General features: G+C 35.6%; 15 protein-coding genes. 3 read left to right on the forward strand and 12 right to left on the reverse strand.

The annotated features are described in order from the left end of the window. Positions 1–29: 29 nt before the first annotated feature. Positions 30–305 carry a hypothetical protein gene (locus MUA88_RS07630; RefSeq protein ID WP_262603553.1) on the reverse strand — a complete coding sequence of 92 codons (276 nt, stop codon included), beginning with the start codon at positions 303–305 and terminating at the stop codon, positions 30–32. A gap of 122 nt (positions 306–427) precedes the next feature. Between MUA88_RS07630 and relB the strand changes: the two genes are divergently transcribed. Further along, entirely contained in the window at positions 428–562 is a 135-nt protein-coding gene (gene relB, locus MUA88_RS07635) for a type II toxin-antitoxin system RelB family antitoxin (protein WP_262603554.1), read from the forward strand. Between the two features lie 520 nt (positions 563–1,082). Here relB and MUA88_RS07640 read toward each other — a convergent pair. The 3 genes from MUA88_RS07640 to MUA88_RS07650 form a co-directional block, all read right to left on the reverse strand. Further along, positions 1,083–2,177, reverse strand: a complete 1,095-nt coding sequence (locus MUA88_RS07640) for an IS30 family transposase (protein WP_481906600.1) — start codon at positions 2,175–2,177, stop codon at positions 1,083–1,085. A 197-nt stretch (positions 2,178–2,374) separates the two neighbouring features. Beyond that, positions 2,375–3,733 (reverse strand): NtaA/DmoA family FMN-dependent monooxygenase, encoded by a 1,359-nt coding sequence (locus MUA88_RS07645; RefSeq protein WP_262605334.1) that lies wholly within the window; start codon positions 3,731–3,733, stop codon positions 2,375–2,377. 1 nt (position 3,734) lies between these two features. Further along, positions 3,735–4,715, reverse strand: a complete 981-nt coding sequence (locus MUA88_RS07650; RefSeq protein ID WP_262605335.1) for an NAD(P)H-dependent flavin oxidoreductase — start codon at positions 4,713–4,715, stop codon at positions 3,735–3,737. Between the two features lie 131 nt (positions 4,716–4,846). Between MUA88_RS07650 and MUA88_RS07655 the strand changes: the two genes are divergently transcribed. Beyond that, positions 4,847–5,383, forward strand: a complete 537-nt coding sequence (locus MUA88_RS07655; RefSeq protein WP_262605336.1) for a TetR/AcrR family transcriptional regulator — start codon at positions 4,847–4,849, stop codon at positions 5,381–5,383. 132 nt (positions 5,384–5,515) lie between these two features. Here MUA88_RS07655 and MUA88_RS07660 read toward each other — a convergent pair whose 3' ends face one another. After that, complete coding sequence (locus MUA88_RS07660) at positions 5,516–6,850, reverse strand: NtaA/DmoA family FMN-dependent monooxygenase (RefSeq protein WP_262603558.1); 1,335 nt, start codon at positions 6,848–6,850, stop codon at positions 5,516–5,518. Positions 6,851–6,974: 124 nt separating this feature from the next. Between MUA88_RS07660 and MUA88_RS07665 the strand changes: the two genes are divergently transcribed. After that, the gene (locus MUA88_RS07665; RefSeq protein WP_262603559.1) at positions 6,975–7,541 is read left to right on the forward strand and encodes a TetR/AcrR family transcriptional regulator; all 567 of its coding nucleotides are present in this window, start codon (positions 6,975–6,977) and stop codon (positions 7,539–7,541) included. Between the two features lie 141 nt (positions 7,542–7,682). Here the strand turns inward: MUA88_RS07665 and MUA88_RS07670 are convergent, their stop codons facing one another. The 7 genes from MUA88_RS07670 to rlmD form a co-directional block, all read right to left on the reverse strand. Further along, positions 7,683–8,489 (reverse strand): aldo/keto reductase, encoded by an 807-nt coding sequence (locus MUA88_RS07670; protein ID WP_262603560.1) that lies wholly within the window; start codon positions 8,487–8,489, stop codon positions 7,683–7,685. A gap of 466 nt (positions 8,490–8,955) precedes the next feature. Next, positions 8,956–9,828 carry a Fic family protein gene (locus MUA88_RS07675; protein WP_262605337.1) on the reverse strand — a complete coding sequence of 291 codons (873 nt, stop codon included), beginning with the start codon at positions 9,826–9,828 and terminating at the stop codon, positions 8,956–8,958. A gap of 410 nt (positions 9,829–10,238) precedes the next feature. Further along, positions 10,239–11,645 carry a 6-phospho-beta-galactosidase gene (gene lacG / locus MUA88_RS07680; protein WP_262603562.1) on the reverse strand — a complete coding sequence of 469 codons (1,407 nt, stop codon included), beginning with the start codon at positions 11,643–11,645 and terminating at the stop codon, positions 10,239–10,241. A gap of 66 nt (positions 11,646–11,711) precedes the next feature. Continuing rightward, positions 11,712–13,409 carry a lactose-specific PTS transporter subunit EIIC gene (locus MUA88_RS07685; protein ID WP_262605953.1) on the reverse strand — a complete coding sequence of 566 codons (1,698 nt, stop codon included), beginning with the start codon at positions 13,407–13,409 and terminating at the stop codon, positions 11,712–11,714. Then, on the reverse strand, positions 13,406–13,723 hold the full coding sequence (gene lacF, locus MUA88_RS07690) for a lactose-specific PTS transporter subunit IIA (RefSeq protein WP_262603623.1): 318 nt from the start codon (positions 13,721–13,723) through the stop codon (positions 13,406–13,408). The genes MUA88_RS07685 and lacF overlap by 4 nt, the downstream gene beginning before the upstream one ends. Positions 13,724–13,741: 18 nt before the next feature. After that, complete coding sequence (locus MUA88_RS07695; protein ID WP_262603624.1) at positions 13,742–14,575, reverse strand: PRD domain-containing protein; 834 nt, start codon at positions 14,573–14,575, stop codon at positions 13,742–13,744. Positions 14,576–14,920: 345 nt separating this feature from the next. Beyond that, positions 14,921–16,282 (reverse strand): 23S rRNA (uracil(1939)-C(5))-methyltransferase RlmD, encoded by a 1,362-nt coding sequence (gene rlmD / locus MUA88_RS07700; protein ID WP_262605338.1) that lies wholly within the window; start codon positions 16,280–16,282, stop codon positions 14,921–14,923. Positions 16,283–16,495 lie beyond the last annotated feature (213 nt).

Below are 16,495 nucleotides of genomic sequence, written 5' to 3' on the forward strand. Positions count from 1 at the left end.
AATATGATCATGAGCGTACAATCACTTATTTACTGATCATTACCATTCATGTTTTCTATCATCTGCTCAACCGTTTTAATATCACTATCTTTTTTATGACTTTGAAATTCAGCAAAATAAGCCACTTGATACGTTTGTCCTTCTTTACGTGCATGGCATAAAATAGAAGCCAATTTGCCATGTGACATGAGATATATTACATCAACCGTTTCCATATTCATGTCCAGCATCTGCCGCTTCACGTAATCAAATAATTTTTGTTGTTTTGGTGCGTTGTTACAATGTTTTGGTTGTCGCATTTCCATGGGATACACTCCTTATTGAAATATCTTATTTCTCAATTCTTACAAACAATCATTTCATATTTATAAGAATACATCCATGTATTATAATATTTTACAATTTATAACAGAAAGGAATGTACCTTATGACGACAATGACTGTAAAACTTAATAAAGATGAAGAAACATTATTTAATAATTACTCCGAAAAATCTGGACTAAGTGTCTCTACACTCTTGAAAAAAGCATTGATGAATCAAATTGAAGATGAATATGATTAAAAAATATTTGAAGCATCTTATAAAGAATACCTACAGGATACACAAACACTTTCGCATACAGATTTCAAAAAAGAGTTGGAGTTGTAATAGGTTCTCTGTGCATTATAATAAAAAGTCTATCGCTCTAATTTGCTATAGATATATAATAGCCGAAACAGATGTGAAAATCCTCGGTGGATCGGCAAACCTTTATCAAGAGATCGTACGAATCAATGATGATATCGAATGAGTCATTATGGGCTTTTTTACAAAATTCAAAACGACGATCAAATTATGTCAATAATGGCATTTTATCGTGGGAGTCATATTTAAAAATACATTACCTCCACTTTTTAAATACTTTCAAACCAACTTTTCTGCACCTAGTAATTTCTATAAAAATATTCACTTCGAGAATTTCAAGTTTAAGTTAGCCACCTATAATGACTGAGGTGTACACAAGGGTTAACCGTATTCGAACCTGTTGAGGATTGATTGGTTTTAATCAATTAATACTCAACAGGTAACCAAAGCTAAGACTTTAGCTTTGGAAAGATCCATACAGATTGAGGTGCTTTAAACATTCTGTCATTTGATGATGAGCTGTGTTGTAATTTAAAGTCTTTCTAGGATAGTCATTCATATATTGTTGTATGGCTTTTATGAAGCGTTTTTGAACATTGGATAAATCATGTGCTTTTGGAATAAAACGACGAATCATTTTATGTTGGTTTTCACTTGTCCCACGTTCATATGATGAGAATGGATGTGTGAAGTATATTTCTATCATATGGCCAAATTCTTCATACAGCAATGCAAATTCTGAACCATTGTCAGATGTGATAGATTTAAAGATTTTTGGTGCTTTTTCGCCTAAGGAGTCAAATAAGTTTTTCAATGCGTGAGACACCGCATCAGCACTTTTACTTTCTATTATTTCTAGTATTTCAAAACGCGTTTGTCTCTCAACAAGTGTTAAGATAACTGGCTTTGACTTGTCTTTAGTTCCTATTACGGTATCTATTTCCCAGTGACCAAAAGACTGACGTGATTCAATTTCACTAGGACGTGTCTCAATACTTGGACCGAGCACTCGACTGTGTGGATGATTATGGTAGCTATTCTGAGTAGAGTGACGTCTTTTTAATTTTTCTAGTAGATCAATATTCTTAGTTTCCATGATTTGTTGATCTATCCAAGCATATACTGTCGTTGTTGAAGGGATTTCTTCTCTTTCAAAACATTGTTCCTTGTGAGCATATGCCACGACTGCTTCAGGTGACCAGCGTTTCTTTTTCATGAGGTGATCTGCCCATGGCATAAATAATGGGTTCTTCTTCCATAAGGGCTGAGCACCACATTGTTGTCTGTTTTGTCGATAACGTTGTTGACCTAGTGAAGAAAAATAAATTTGCGTCTCATATTCATAGACTTTATGTTGTTGTTTTTGTCGTTTAATTTGACGTGTTGTTCCTCGATGAATTTCGTTATTGATTGTTTGAGGTGCACGTCCTAATTCACGCGCTATTGCACGATTTGAAAAACCTAAATTTTTAAGTGTTTCTATTTGAACACGTTCTTCATAACTTAAGTGTGTTCCTTTATGGTTTGTCATGTTAGAATAAGTATGCGTCATGTGAATTCATTCCTTTATTGATTTGGTCTGGTAGCCTCAATAATAACATGAAATTCACGTGGCGTTTTTTTGTCTAAAGGTGGCTAAGTTGATTATAAAATCCACCAAAAATATTCACTTCTTATGTTACCTTTCTAATACAAAAAAGGAATACGTATCAAAATATCAACGCATTCCTCAAAATTTATATAAAATCTTTATTCTCTTGGACCGTATTGTTTTTCTACACCTAAATGTTCACGTAATGTTGAACCTTCATAGTCTTCATGGAATAAACCACGTTCTTGAAGTACTGGAATCAGTTTTTCAACAATATCTTTCACACCTTTTTGACTATCAGGTACAATGTTGAAGCCATCTGTCGCACCTGATTTGAACCAGTTTTCTAAGAAGTCTGCCGCATCTTCTGGCGTACCTACAACCACTGGATGGTAATAGATCGCACCTCTTGCAATAACATCTCGTGGACTGAGTCCTTCTTTAATTAATTGCACGGCATTCGCTGAACGTGGGTCATGATGGTTCGGTACAGCTTGGTCGCGAATTGATTTTGGTAATGGTTTTTCCCAATCTAATTGCATTAAGTTAATGCCAATCATACCTGAAAGATAACGCATTTGTCCTTCAAATTCTTGTGGTGATGCATAATCTAACAATTCTCGACGACGTTCCATTGCTTCTTCGTACGTATCTGCTACTGCCACCATCACACCAGTAAATGTCATAATCTCATCAGCTTTACGACCATGTCTGACGGCACTTTCTTTTAATAAGTTACGATAATATCTCGCTTCTTGAATAGTAAATGGGTTCGCATATACACCGCTTGAGAACTTACCAGCTAACTCAATACCTTCAGGACTTGGACCTGCTTGGAACAATGGTGGTTGACCTTGAGGACTCGCTGGAATTGGTAGTGGTCCTTTAGTTTGGAAATATTTACCTTGATAGTTTACTGGTTTCACCTTGCTATCTTCGACAAATTCACCTGTAGCTTTGTCTGCAATATACGCATCTTCACCAAAGCTTCCCCACAGTGATTGAACAGCGTTGATCATCTCATCAGCCATTTCATAGCGTGTTGTCGTATCAGGGAGTGGATTATTACCAAAGTTATAAGCGACTTCACGTGTACCTGTTGTTACAGCATTCCATCCTGCACGTCCGCCGCTCATCACATCCAATGCTTTCAATTGACGTGCTAAATTATATGGGAAGTTATATGTTGTTGAGTATGTCGCAACAAGACCAATTTTTTCAGTATGAGATGCAACTGCTGATAATAGTGTCATTGGTTCCATCACAAATTGCGGTGTTTTACGATCTACTGAACCACTTACGCCAGCCCCTACTTTTGCGGGTGTATCTGCAATAAATAACGTATGGAATTTTCCTTTTTCTGCTAATTTTGCAAGTTCAATAAATGTGTTCACGTTCGTATATGCTTTAGGATCTGAATCTTCGTAACGCCATGATAATTGTTCACCACCATAACCTGTGACTAAAAACATCGCTAATTTCATTTTTTTATTGTCATTATTTAAATAATCATTCATCTTAATTTTCTCCTTTCATAATACCTGTCATTAAACGATCAACAATATCTGCTGCAGGTTCTACTTTGTGAATCATTGAAATCCCTAGACCAACGGATGCATATCCTTTTGTAAGATCTCCAAAAATCATGCCGTCTCTCATACCTGATCCTTGTCGAGATGCTTTGAAAATGTCCTCATTTGTTGCATGTTCACGGTCCATTTGAACGAGTTTATTTGGTAACTCACCTGGTAGTGAACGATAATATGCCGGTAATGTACGATATAACAACATGTCATGCGCATTTGAATCAATGACCGCTTGTTTAATGTTGTCTGCCATTCGAGATTCTTCAGCTGTTAGAAAACCTGTTCCGACAAAGATACCTTCTGCTCCGAGTGCCATTGCAGCATATGCGGTTCTTTCATCTGTAATACCACGGGCTGCCATCACTGGTACGCGTCCTTTAGCCACATCTACTAATAATGGGACAATTGAGAAAGTACCAATCACTTTCGTTGGTACTTGTCCACCTTCATCAAATCCAGTAGCAACAATGATATCCACGCCACCTTGAATGGCTTCTTCTGTAATTTCAGGTGTTGGTTCACCCCGATATACAACTTTAATCCCTTTTTCTTTGAATTTTTGTGTCCATTCTTTAGAAAATGCACCGACCATAATAGCAACTTCAACATTCTCTTCAACCATGAGGTCTAGCATTGGTTGTGTATATGCATCAAATCCTGAGACGCTTGTTACAACGTTCATACCGATTGGATTTGATGTGATTTCTTTAGCAATTCTTACTTCTCTTCTTAAGTTTTCAATTGTTTCTTCAACAGATTGCGCTTGTTCTGTTTGTCCTGCATTAATGCCAATGACACCTAACGCCCCTGCTTTACTAATAGCGCCTACGAATTTTCCATCTGTTAACCAGTTCATCGGTGCTTGAATAATTGGTTTTTCAATTCCTAAGATTTCTGTAATACGACTTTTCATAGTATTTGCGCTCCTTCGCTTTGTTTTATAAAATGTATATTACACCTGTCACTTAACTCCAACAAGGACACTTAATGAACATCTGTCCTATAAGTGACGAAATTTTAAAAATGTCATAGAAAGGGCACATCATGGACAAACGATTTCTAAAAAATGAGAAACAAATCAAACAAGCTATTTTAACTTTATTACAATATAAAAAATTCCCTACGATCTCAGTAAAGGAGATTTGTGAACTGGCAGAATGCTCACGCAATACGTTTTATCTCCATTATGATAGTAAGGAACATTTATTAGACACTATTATCAATGAAATTGTAGAAAGCATTGAAGAAAGTTGTGAACCTGTTGTGAAAGATTATAGACAAATCGGTCGTGCAGAATCTAAGAAATATACCGATAATATTTTAAGTGCCATTTATGAACATCAATCTGTGATTAAAATTCTCTTATCTCAAGAACAATGGTACTTCTCTCAACGTTTAGTAGAAGTCTTACTTGATGCGAGTACTCGTGAAGCTAAAAGACTGAAACATCCGATTAACCCTTCATTCTTAGTCTTTTTCATGAATGGTGTAATTGGCTATGTGCTTCATTGGTTACAACAAGACATCTCACTCGAAGAAGCCCAAGAAGAATTAGATAACGCCATTCATTTTAAATTTTAATCAAAAAAGTAGTGACATCTCCTTTTTTTAAAATTAGCATGTCACTACTTTTTTAGTTTTGTCTATCATACTTGTTGCTTCCACACGCCAAAAAAGACATTTTTGTAGTGTAAAAGCGACATCTCATAAAAATTATTTTTCTTCTTTTTTCAGACCATATTGATACGGTATGCCGAAGTTTTCTCTTAATGTATCGCCTTCATACTCTTCATGGAAAATGCCTCGTTCTTGTAAAATCGGTACCACTTCATCTACAAAGCGTGGTAAGTCAACTTCATAAACATTCGGCATCACCCAAAAGCCATCTGCACCGCCTTGTTCAAACCATTCAGTTAAATAATCCGCGATATCTTCTGCTGTACCTACTGCTGCTGGATGATAGTCAATAACAGAGTGGTAAATGACATAACGTAATGTCCAACCTTCACGCGCAACTTTTATAATGTTTTCAATTCTAGGATCACTGTATGGTGTCACAACAACATTATCTAAAATTTCGGAATCAATTGGCTTATCAATATCAGCCATTGTAAATTGTACACCTAATGCGTAGCCAATTTGAGCAACTCTTTGATAAAACGTTTGCTCATCAATAAATTGTGAATGACGCTCTAATGCATCTTTCTTCGTATCTCCTATTAAAGGCATAACCCCAGCAATAAATTTAATTTCATCTGGGTCACGACCATTTTCAACAGCCGTTTGTCTTAGCGCATTACGTGTTTCTCGTCCTTGCTCAATCGTCCAAACTTCTCCAATCATCGCATTTGCATACTTTCCTGCATAAGCGATACTATTGCCAGAACCGCCTGAATGGAAAATAACAGGTTGTCCTTGTTTTGAAGGGGGGATTGGAAGTGTACCTGTACTTTCAACATATTTCCCTTTAATAGAGACTGATTCCACTTCATCATAATCAGCAAAAATTTTATTTTCTTTATCAAGTTTTAATGCATCTTCGCCCCAAGTTCCCCATAGCGTTTGAACCGCTTCTGTAAATTCATACGCTTTGCCATAACGATCGAAACTAGGTGAAAGCTTAACGCCATATGCACTCGCACTCACACCATTCGCACCTGTTACCGCATTCCAAGCGGCACGCCCGTTACTAATCGCGTCTAGTGATTTAAACTGTCTTGCAATTTCATAAACACTATTCCAAGATGTTGCTTTTGTAATTGCCATCCCAATGTGTTTTGTATTATGTGCAATCACTGTCGCAATCAATAATGGATCCACACCCATCGTTTGTGCTTTTCCATTGTCCGTTTCTTTTGTTCCTGGAAAATCACCGAAGAACATAAATTGGAACTTACCTTTTTCTGCTAATTGTGCAGCCTTAATGTCATAGGATAAGTCAGGGTATTTTTCAAAGTTTATTTTCGGATCTGTCCAAGATCTCATACTAAGACCAGGCACGCCAAACATAGCTAATCCTAGCATCATTTGCTTTTTATTTTCTGCCATATTTATTCTCCTTTTATACGATACTTGTTTTATTTTATAGTAAGTTATTGTACACTTGTAACATAACGTAGTCAATTTACACTTCTGGCAAAAGTGTCACTTATCATTTTTAAAGGAGTACAATATGATTCAAGATTTGAGATTTAGAAAAGTAGAAGAAAATTTGAGGGCTGCCCTATTAACATTATTAAAAGAAAAAACATATCAAAAAATTACTGTTACGGATATATGTCAAACAGCAAAATGTTCTAGAAATGCCTTTTATTTACACTATGAAAGTAAAGAAAATCTATATCAAGCCATTCTAATAGATATTATTGTAGATATTGAGGAGAGTTGTCGTCCAGTTGTTGAAAACTTTTCCGATATTGGTGTTGCAGAATCTAAAGAATATTTAACGAATATCTTAAATGCTGTAGAACATCATCGCCCGATCTTGTCACAACTATTAGAAAACAAACAGGTTAATTTTTCCGATAGTTTAAAGCAGAGTATGATTGAAGCGATGCGAACCTATTCTAAAAAAATTAATCATGACCCCGATTTAGACAATATTCATTACACAACGAGTGGTATTGTTGGATTTATTGAATATTGGGTCGTCCATACGGATTACACATTAGAAGAGGCAAAAGAAAGGCTCTTTACAATTACCTTTCAAAACACACATTCAGAAAATAATTTATTTTAGATATAGCAAGTGAACCGAACAGAGATATTTTGATGTCGTGGAGCTGGATATGGTATTAAAAAGAGGATTTGAGTAGAAATATTGTAATTTCACCAAAATTCATTTCTACTCAAACCTAAATATTTTTTCAAATTATCTCAATTAATACTCTGTCCATGAAAATAATGTCTCATCTCTATCTAATAATTTAATTCTATTCATTTCTTCAGGTAATAATTGAAAATCAAAAATGGACATATTTTCTTCTAAGCGTTCAATACGTTTTGTTTTAGGAATCACTGATACCCCACGTTGTGTTAAAAAGCGCAATACAATTTGTGAAGGTGATTTCTTATATTTTTCCGCAAGTTGAATTAATTCTGGTTGTTCATCAATACCAAGCTTTCCTTGTCCCAGTGGTGACCATGCTTGCATAACTGTCCCATGAGCCCCCAGCTTTTGTTGTAAGGCCCACTTTTGAAATTGTATATGACATTCTACTTGATTGACTGCTGGAATAATATCAACTTTTTTCAAAAATTGTTCAAATCTCTTCTGATCATAATTGGAAATACCAATTGCTTTAACTTTCCCGTCATGATATGCCTCTGACAAAGCTTCGTACATAGCTATATCATTTGAATATGGCTCATGAACTAACAGAAGATTAACATAATCCAAACTCAAATTGTCTAAAGAATGTATAATACCATCACGTGCTTGTTTGTATCCATTACAACGACCATCTAACTTTGTCGTAATAAATAAATCATCACGGTTCACAGAAGTTCTGGCAATCCCTTGCCCTACTTCTTTTTCATTGTCATACATTTGAGCAGTATCAATCAGACGATAGCCCAACTGTATCGCTTCAGATACTAGAGAAGTACATGTCTCTCCTCTCAAATCCCATGTACCTAATCCTACTAAAGGCATTTTTACGTCATTGTTTAACGTTAAATATTCCATATAATCCCTCCAATTTCAGCAACGAACATCGTGATATAGAATAATTACATACATAAATTCTATCTCAAAAATTCTTTTTATCAAAAAATACGTATATTATCATCTTTTGTGATAAAAATCAGTTTTATTAATAAAAACAACCGAATAATAGCGGCCAACAAAACACTGAAAATATGGTCCCTATTTTATCTAAAGTTCAACAAGTTATGAACTAATTAAAAATTTTATCAATAACTTTCGTTGTCATACTTAAACTGCTTAAATAAGCCACCGAATTCTATCAACCTATTAGAAAAATATTTCAAGAATTTGCGTCAGTATCTTTAAAAGATATTCTAGATGGCACAAAAAAATATGGATTAGACCATTTATAAAAGGCAAAACAAAAGCTATGAAATCAGACGACTTCATAGCTTTTGTTTTGTTGTATTTAAGATGGTTCCATACCGTATACTTTATTTTCTTTCTAACTATTACCTAAAATTTCTAAATATCTCTCCAACATATCATTGATATATTTCGCAAATAAATCTTCCATTGCTGATAACGTCCCTTTGGAATGATACATTTCAAATGCTTTATAGTATGCAAGTCTATCTGTAAATTTAATATCAATGGGTGGATAACCTGCTTTCATCAACTCTAAATTCACAAGTAGCCTGCCCGTACGTCCATTACCATCAATAAACGGATGAATACTTTCAAACTCAATATGAAATCGCGCAATTTTAGTTATTAGTTGTTCCGTACTTTTTGAATAGTCCATTAATAATTGTTCCATTAACGGTTGTATCATATATGGTTGTGCAGGGACATTTACACCCCCTAAAATACGAACAGGTACTTTACGGTAAACCCCACGGTCCTCCATTTTGTCAGATAAAACCAAGTCATGAATATTTTTAATCACCGATTCAGTTAATGCTGATTGGTCAGAAACAAGCGATTTAACGTATTGAAAAGCTTCACGATGTCCAATTGCTTCCATATGATCCTTCAAAGGTTTTTGATCAATCGTTAAGCCCCGTAAAACAAGGTCTGTTTCACGTAATGTTAAACTACTCCCCTCAATTGCATTAGAATTATAAGTATATTCAATCATAAACTCTTCATTTAAGTGCTCTAATTCTCCAGCTGTTAACGGACGTAACTTTGTGAGCTGCTGCATTTTATACTCAATAACAGAATAGAGACTTTCTGTTTTTTTTAATCTAGCATCAGAAGGTATTTTCCACGTACGCCCTTCTTTCATGACAGCAAGTATTCTTCCTTCTTTACATAGAATACGTATGCGTCTATCAGATATTTTCCAAAGTTCTGAGGCTTGTTTTACAGTCATATACATTATCATACACCTCTTTTCATGACATATTATACTATCGTTCAGAATAATAGATGGCGCATCGGAACAATACTTTCTATATTAACGGAACAATATGAGGATACTAGAAGAAAAAAGAGTTAGATTTTGACATCTAACTCTCATCAATACACAATTATTTATATTTTAAATATACTTTCTTTATCATATTCGCAAGTGAAACAAAATCCTTTTAGATAGTTCCATGTTGGTGTTGAATCCATCTATTACTGTCATAAGTTTGAGTAATATCTTTTTAAATAAAGTACTTGCTAAGTGTAGGACAAGACTGGTACACAGTAAATTTATATAATAGGAAACCGATAAATGGTCCATATCCATACAGTGTCCATAAAGTATGAAGGCTCACCGATAAAAAGCTGTATTGTTTATTCAATCACTTGTGTCTCAGATAGTTTCTTATACCAATGGGCAGATTTTTTAGGATAGCGTTTCTGTGTGGCAAAATCCACATAAAATAAACCATATCGTTTTTCATAGCCATTAGACCAAGAAAATACGTCCATTAACGACCAAATGAAATAACCTTTTACATTGGCACCGTCTGTAATGGCATCTGATATTGCTTCTAGATGTTGTTTAACATAATCAATACGTGCATCATCATATACGGTATCATTTTCAAATGTGTCTTTATAACCGAGTCCATTTTCAGTGATGTAAATTTTTTTATAATTTGGATATGCTTTTTTCACACGCATAATTTGATCATAGAGTCCCTGCGGATAGATAATCCAATCCCAATCTGTCTTTGGAATATTTGTTGGTGCGACTCTGCGTCCTACCCCTTTGATTTGATATTTAGAACTTCCTTTTTCTCCCTTGCCATTATGAATGATTTCAGTTTCTCCGTCATAAGCTTGCATCCAATCACTCATATAATAGTTAATCCCTAGAAAATCATTTAAATCTTTAGCAGACTCTAAGATCTCAAAGTCTTCATCACGTAAGTCCAATGAGCCACCATTTTCCTCCAGCATATGCTTAACGCCTGCCATTGTTGAATCAGAATAGTGACCTAAATATGTGGCATCTAATATGAATCGGTTGTGAATAATGTCTTCTAATTCGGCTGCACGTACGTCTTCTGGATTATCTGCATTGAATGGGTATTTCGTCGGTAGTGCGTGGACGACACCAATTTCACCAGAATAACCTTTGTCTTTATATAATTTTACTGCTTTTGCATGTGCAATCATCATATTGTGATGTGATTGAAATACTTTTGAAAGATCGTATTGGATACCTGGTGGAAACTTTCCAACAAGATATTGTCCATCTCCAATAGGTCCTATTTCATTAAAAGTCGTCCAATAATTCACTTCCGAAAATTCTTCAAAACAAAAGGCTGCATAGGTTAAAAAGTGCTCGATATTTTCACGGTTTAGGAAATCGCCATTATCATGTAGTGCTTTCGGTGTATCAAAATGATGTAGTGTCACAAAAGGTTCTACATGATGTTGATGACAGGCTTTAAAAAGATTGTGATAATATTCTACCCCTTTTTGATTAATTTCCCCTTCACCATTCGGAAAGATTCGAGACCATGCGATTGAAATTCGAATACCATTGATGCCATATGCTTCTGCTAGCGATAAATCGACTGGATATTTATGATAGAAGTCACTTGCAGGCTCTGCAGTATACCAGTAATTCTCCTCTAAATACTGATCCCATGCGACTGGTCCTTTTCCATCTGTTTTTGTTGCACCTTCTGCTTGATAAGCTGCTGTAGCACCACCAAATATAAAGTCCTTTGGTAATTTTTTTGTCATATCGACACCTCTTCTATTTATTGAGATATACTTAATTCTGTTCTCGTTTTGCTTTCTATGATCAATTTAGTGATTTTCCATCTGTGCTTTTACAAATGCCAATGCACCTTGTCCATCACGTGTTAAACGAATGTATTGTGCGCCTTCTGTTTTTGCTAATTTGATACCTAGCTTATCTGTTTCAAGCTTCATATCGTCATAATTCGAAACAACCTGTGGTGCAAGAATAACTAATTGATATTGCGATAATATTTCACGGTGTGCACCATAACTACCTGCTGCCGCTTTCACTGGCGTTCCATATTCTTCAGCAGCTTTGTTCAATGCATTCGCTAATAGGCCGCTTGTACCACCACCCGCACATAATACGAGGACATTTGTCTGTTCTGTGATTTCCTGTGATTCATGTGTGTCTACTTTTGCCAAAATCGCATCAGCTTTTTCTGTATTAAAGTTTTCGGCAACTTTTTCTTTTAAAGCATTAGATGACTTGCCTGAACGTTCTTCTTCTAAGATTTGTTGATCATATACTTTTAAAAATGGATAGTATATGAGGACATCGACTACGATTAATGTCACGGCTAGGATAATAGACCAAAAACCAAAACCTGTTCCCATAATAATGCCGATAGGACCTGGTGTTGTCCACGGTAGATTGACACTGAAGCTATTCATACCAAGAATATCTACAAATGCTTTGAATATCCATACATTGACAATCGGTGCCGTTACAAATGGAATGAAAAATACTGGATTTAAAACAAGTGGTGCACCAAATAATATTGGCTCATTTACGCCGAAAAATGTTGGTACAACCGATGCACGTCCAATTGCTTTATTACGTTTGGATTTCGTCAACCACATGAACATAAATGGCACAACGAGAGTGGCACCTGTTCCACCCATTGTTACAATGAACATCTGTGTCCCAGATGTAATGATTTTATCTGCATGTTCACCTGATTGTAGAAGTTGGAAGTTTGTTTCTACATTGGCGTATGTGATTGCAGCAATCGCTGGTTCAACAATGGATGGTCCGTGTATTCCGACAAACCAGAAAAACGCAAATGCACCAAAAATGATTGTGATTCCAAGATAACCATCTGCGGCTGTAAACAAAGGTCCGAGTAACTTACCTATGGCTTCTGCTACACTTGTTCCTATAAAATGACGTACAATGATATCAATTGCATATATCGTTAATAATGATAACGTAAACGGTATTAAATCTTTAAACACTTGTGAAATATTAGGTGGGACTTCTTCAGGCATACGGATAGAGACATTGTTTTTCACACATACATTGTATATATTAACGACGATGAACGCTGATACAAATGCTGCTAAAAGCCCTTTTGTTCCTAAAAAGCCACTTGCAAATCCATCTTTCGTTGCATCTGATGCTAAAATTAAGAGCCCTGTAATTGCTGCAAGCATCGTTGATAAATAGTTAATTTGATTGGTACTTTCTAAACGACGATTAAAAGAATCCGTTAGTGACTTAGTCGTTGTCCCTGCAACAAGCAAAGCAACGATGCCCATCGTATAGTTGTATGGTTTCATCAAAGCGTCAACAGTTTTGTGACTCCATTCAAAGCCAAAAATATTTGGAACAAACGTAATCAATAAAAAGAGACTCGAAAATAAAATAACAGGCATACTTGTGATAAAGCCATCGCGGATTGCACGTAAGTATATATTACGTGATAACTTTTCAAAAAATGGTTTCCCTTTCTCAATTTGAGCAATTAAGCCATTCATTATTTCACACCTCTTTTATAAAGCTCAACCATATGCTTCATGATGTCTTTTAAAAGTAATGTCGTCATCAAGTGATCCTGACCATGCATTAATGTCACACTATATGGCAAGTCTTCACCTGCCGCTTCTTGTTGCAATAAGCTTGTTTGTGCATTGTGCGCTTCAATGATGCTCATATTCGCTGATTCAATAAGTGCTTCAGCTTCTTCAAATTCCCTACGCTCTGCTGCTTTTAATGCTTCTAACAATTTCGAACGTGCTTCTCCTGCATAAGATACAATTTCAAATCCTAAAAGTGTGATTTCTTCTCTATTCATATTGATTTCTCCTTTTTATTAAAATAAACGTTGTACATGTATGGCGATATAAAACTTCTCGCTTTCAGGTATAGGCACATCTGTTTCTAAAGCGATAATGTCATATATTTTTGTTCCGACTTCATACGCTTTCGGATAGGCAACTTGAATGTGCTGACCCATATCTATTAAAGTACTGTTATCCTGTGAACTATGTGCTAAATGCTGCAGCAAATAAGTCAGATGAATCATAAATCGGTCGTAAAAGTTACAGTTTGACTCTGTGCGTTTAATGCCCAAACGTTCTAATTCGTCTTTAACTTTTGGCAAAACGCTCCTTGTTATATCAACACTCTGTTTTTTTTCGATGGGTGTTACCCCTTTGGCATTGATAAAATGTAATGCGATTCGCTCAATTTCATCATCGGGAAATGTATGCAGTAGTTTTTGTCGAAATATGTCCAAAGCCTCTTTCGCCATCGCATATTCTATGTTGTATTCTTGTGAAAAATCCGGCAACTTACTATATTGATAATTGTCTTCTAATACCGCTTTATATGAACAGTGAATATGGTCTGTTAACGTGATATATAAATATTCTTGAACTGGATATGCATACTTTTCAGTTAACATTTCAATGACGTCATACGTAACAGTAATAAAATCAAGTGGCACATCTTTTAATAACGACATAAAGTTCTCCCTAGATTCAGCACTTTTGAGCGAAAAAACTTTTTCAACTTTATCTTTGACGATTAAGTCACCTTTACGTTTTTGAAAGGTAATGCCGAGCCCCATCACGACAAATTGCTGATCATAGGCATCTTTTACAAGTGCGACGTTATTATTGAGTACTTGTAAAACACGATACATGTAATCCCTCCTTATCCTGTCGAATTATGGGTAAAAAAAAAAGACTACAAATAAACAAAGAGTCCTCGCCCTTTCGTTCATCTGTAGTCTTGCCTATCCGAAATAGTCACAATCTACCCGTATTTGATTTATACTTTATTTATATCACGCAGTTATCTAAATGTAAACCCTTTCTGTTTGAAAAAGTTTGTTTTTTTGTTCTAATAAGTTTACTTTTTATCAATTATTTTTTGCACCCTAAATTCACGTACACGCGCTTTCTATATCATACACTGCACTCGCCATATACATTTTTCTTCATTCACTGTTCTATTTGTCACTGTTGAAAGATTTAGAGATCTATACTTATCTTTTCTCCAACAATGCCACTGTCTCAACATGTGTTGTATGTGGGAACATATCTACTGGTGTGATTTCTTTAATTTGATATTGGTCTTTCAATAACTGTACATCTCGTAATTGTGTACTTGGATTGCATGAAACATATACAATACGTTCCGGTGCTAATGTTTTTAAAGTTTCAATAAATGTTGGGTCACACCCTTTTCGTGGTGGGTCGACTGTTACCACATCGGGTTGAATCCCTTCACGTTGCCAATCTAATATCACCTTTTCGGCTGGCCCTGCAACAAACGTGGTATTGTCATAGTGATTATTTTGGGCATTACGTTTCGCATCTTCAATCGCTTCTGGCACAACTTCTACGCCATAGACATGTTTTGCTTTATCGGCCATTGATAATGCAATGGTTCCAATACCACAATAGGCATCTAATACAATTTCATTGCCTGTTAACTGGGCATAGTCAACTGCCAATTGATATAGTTTTTGTGTTTGTGTGACGTTAATTTGATAAAAAGATAAATCACTAATTTCAAAGTGAATGTCATTCAATGTGTCTTCAATATAGTCTTTACCATATAACGTACGAGATGTTGGCCCCATAATAACATTTGATTTTTCGCGGTGGATATTTACCTTCACACTTGTAACAGCTGTGAATTTCTCTGTTAATGTGTCGATAATTGTTTGTGCATGTGGCAACTGTTTACCGTTCACGACAAAAATCACCATCACTTCATTTGTGAAATGACCAATACGGATCACAACATGACGTAGTAAGCCTTTATGACGTTGTTCATTGTACGTTGGAATGTTATATGTTTGTACCCACTGTTTAATCTCACGCATGATGTCATTTTGAATATCATCTTGAATCAGACATGTGTACATATCAATAATGTCATGGCTGCGTTGACGATAGAAGCCCATTTGAACATGCCCATCTTTTGTCGTACCCACTGGAATCTGTGTTTTATTACGATAGTGCCAAGGGTTTTCCATACCTACAGTCGGATGAATCTGTACCTCTGTCATTTTGCCTTTACGGTGGAATAAGTTAACAACTTGATTTCGTTTCATTTTCAATTGTGCATCATACGACAAGTGCTGTAACTGACACCCACCACATTTGTCATAATAAACACATGGCGGTTGAACACGTTCATCACTTTCTTCTAAAATATCGACAAGTTTTCCAAAACCAAAATTTTTATTGACTTTGATCACTTTATAGCGGATTTTTTCATTTGTTAAGGCATGCGGGACAAAGATTGGATAACGATCCACTTTCACAACACCCTGACCTTCATGCGTTAAGTCCACGACACGCCCTTCATATATTTCATTTTTTTCAACAATTGCCAAAATATTTCACTCTCTTCATACAATAGTCAGCAGAAAAAGGGAGTGGGACAGAAATCTTTGTTACTATAAAAGATTTCATTGTCCCACCCCGGCCAAGGGTGACTAGAAGTAAAAAAACCTTTATAAACGCGTGTTCACTTCAGACACCTACTGCCATGACACTTATTTCAACATCACTTTTAGCTCAATTAATTTTTGTCCCATTTTGTTTTC

It is taken from the genome of Staphylococcus sp. IVB6240, assembly GCF_025558425.1.
Classification (GTDB): domain Bacteria; phylum Bacillota; class Bacilli; order Staphylococcales; family Staphylococcaceae; genus Staphylococcus.

Coding starts and splice junctions, on each gene's coding strand:
- MUA88_RS07630 (WP_262603553.1), bottom strand. CDS start 305: ATGGAAATGCGACAACCAAAACATTGTAACAACGCACCAAAACAACAA.
- relB (WP_262603554.1), top strand. CDS start 428: ATGACGACAATGACTGTAAAACTTAATAAAGATGAAGAAACATTATTT.
- MUA88_RS07640 (WP_481906600.1), bottom strand. CDS start 2,177: ATGACGCATACTTATTCTAACATGACAAACCATAAAGGAACACACTTA.
- MUA88_RS07645 (WP_262605334.1), bottom strand. CDS start 3,733: ATGAATGATTATTTAAATAATGACAATAAAAAAATGAAATTAGCGATG.
- MUA88_RS07650 (WP_262605335.1), bottom strand. CDS start 4,715: ATGAAAAGTCGTATTACAGAAATCTTAGGAATTGAAAAACCAATTATT.
- MUA88_RS07655 (WP_262605336.1), top strand. CDS start 4,847: ATGGACAAACGATTTCTAAAAAATGAGAAACAAATCAAACAAGCTATT.
- MUA88_RS07660 (WP_262603558.1), bottom strand. CDS start 6,850: ATGGCAGAAAATAAAAAGCAAATGATGCTAGGATTAGCTATGTTTGGC.
- MUA88_RS07665 (WP_262603559.1), top strand. CDS start 6,975: ATGATTCAAGATTTGAGATTTAGAAAAGTAGAAGAAAATTTGAGGGCT.
- MUA88_RS07670 (WP_262603560.1), bottom strand. CDS start 8,489: ATGGAATATTTAACGTTAAACAATGACGTAAAAATGCCTTTAGTAGGA.
- MUA88_RS07675 (WP_262605337.1), bottom strand. CDS start 9,828: ATGACTGTAAAACAAGCCTCAGAACTTTGGAAAATATCTGATAGACGC.
- lacG (WP_262603562.1), bottom strand. CDS start 11,645: ATGACAAAAAAATTACCAAAGGACTTTATATTTGGTGGTGCTACAGCA.
- lacF (WP_262603623.1), bottom strand. CDS start 13,723: ATGAATAGAGAAGAAATCACACTTTTAGGATTTGAAATTGTATCTTAT.
- MUA88_RS07695 (WP_262603624.1), bottom strand. CDS start 14,575: ATGTATCGTGTTTTACAAGTACTCAATAATAACGTCGCACTTGTAAAA.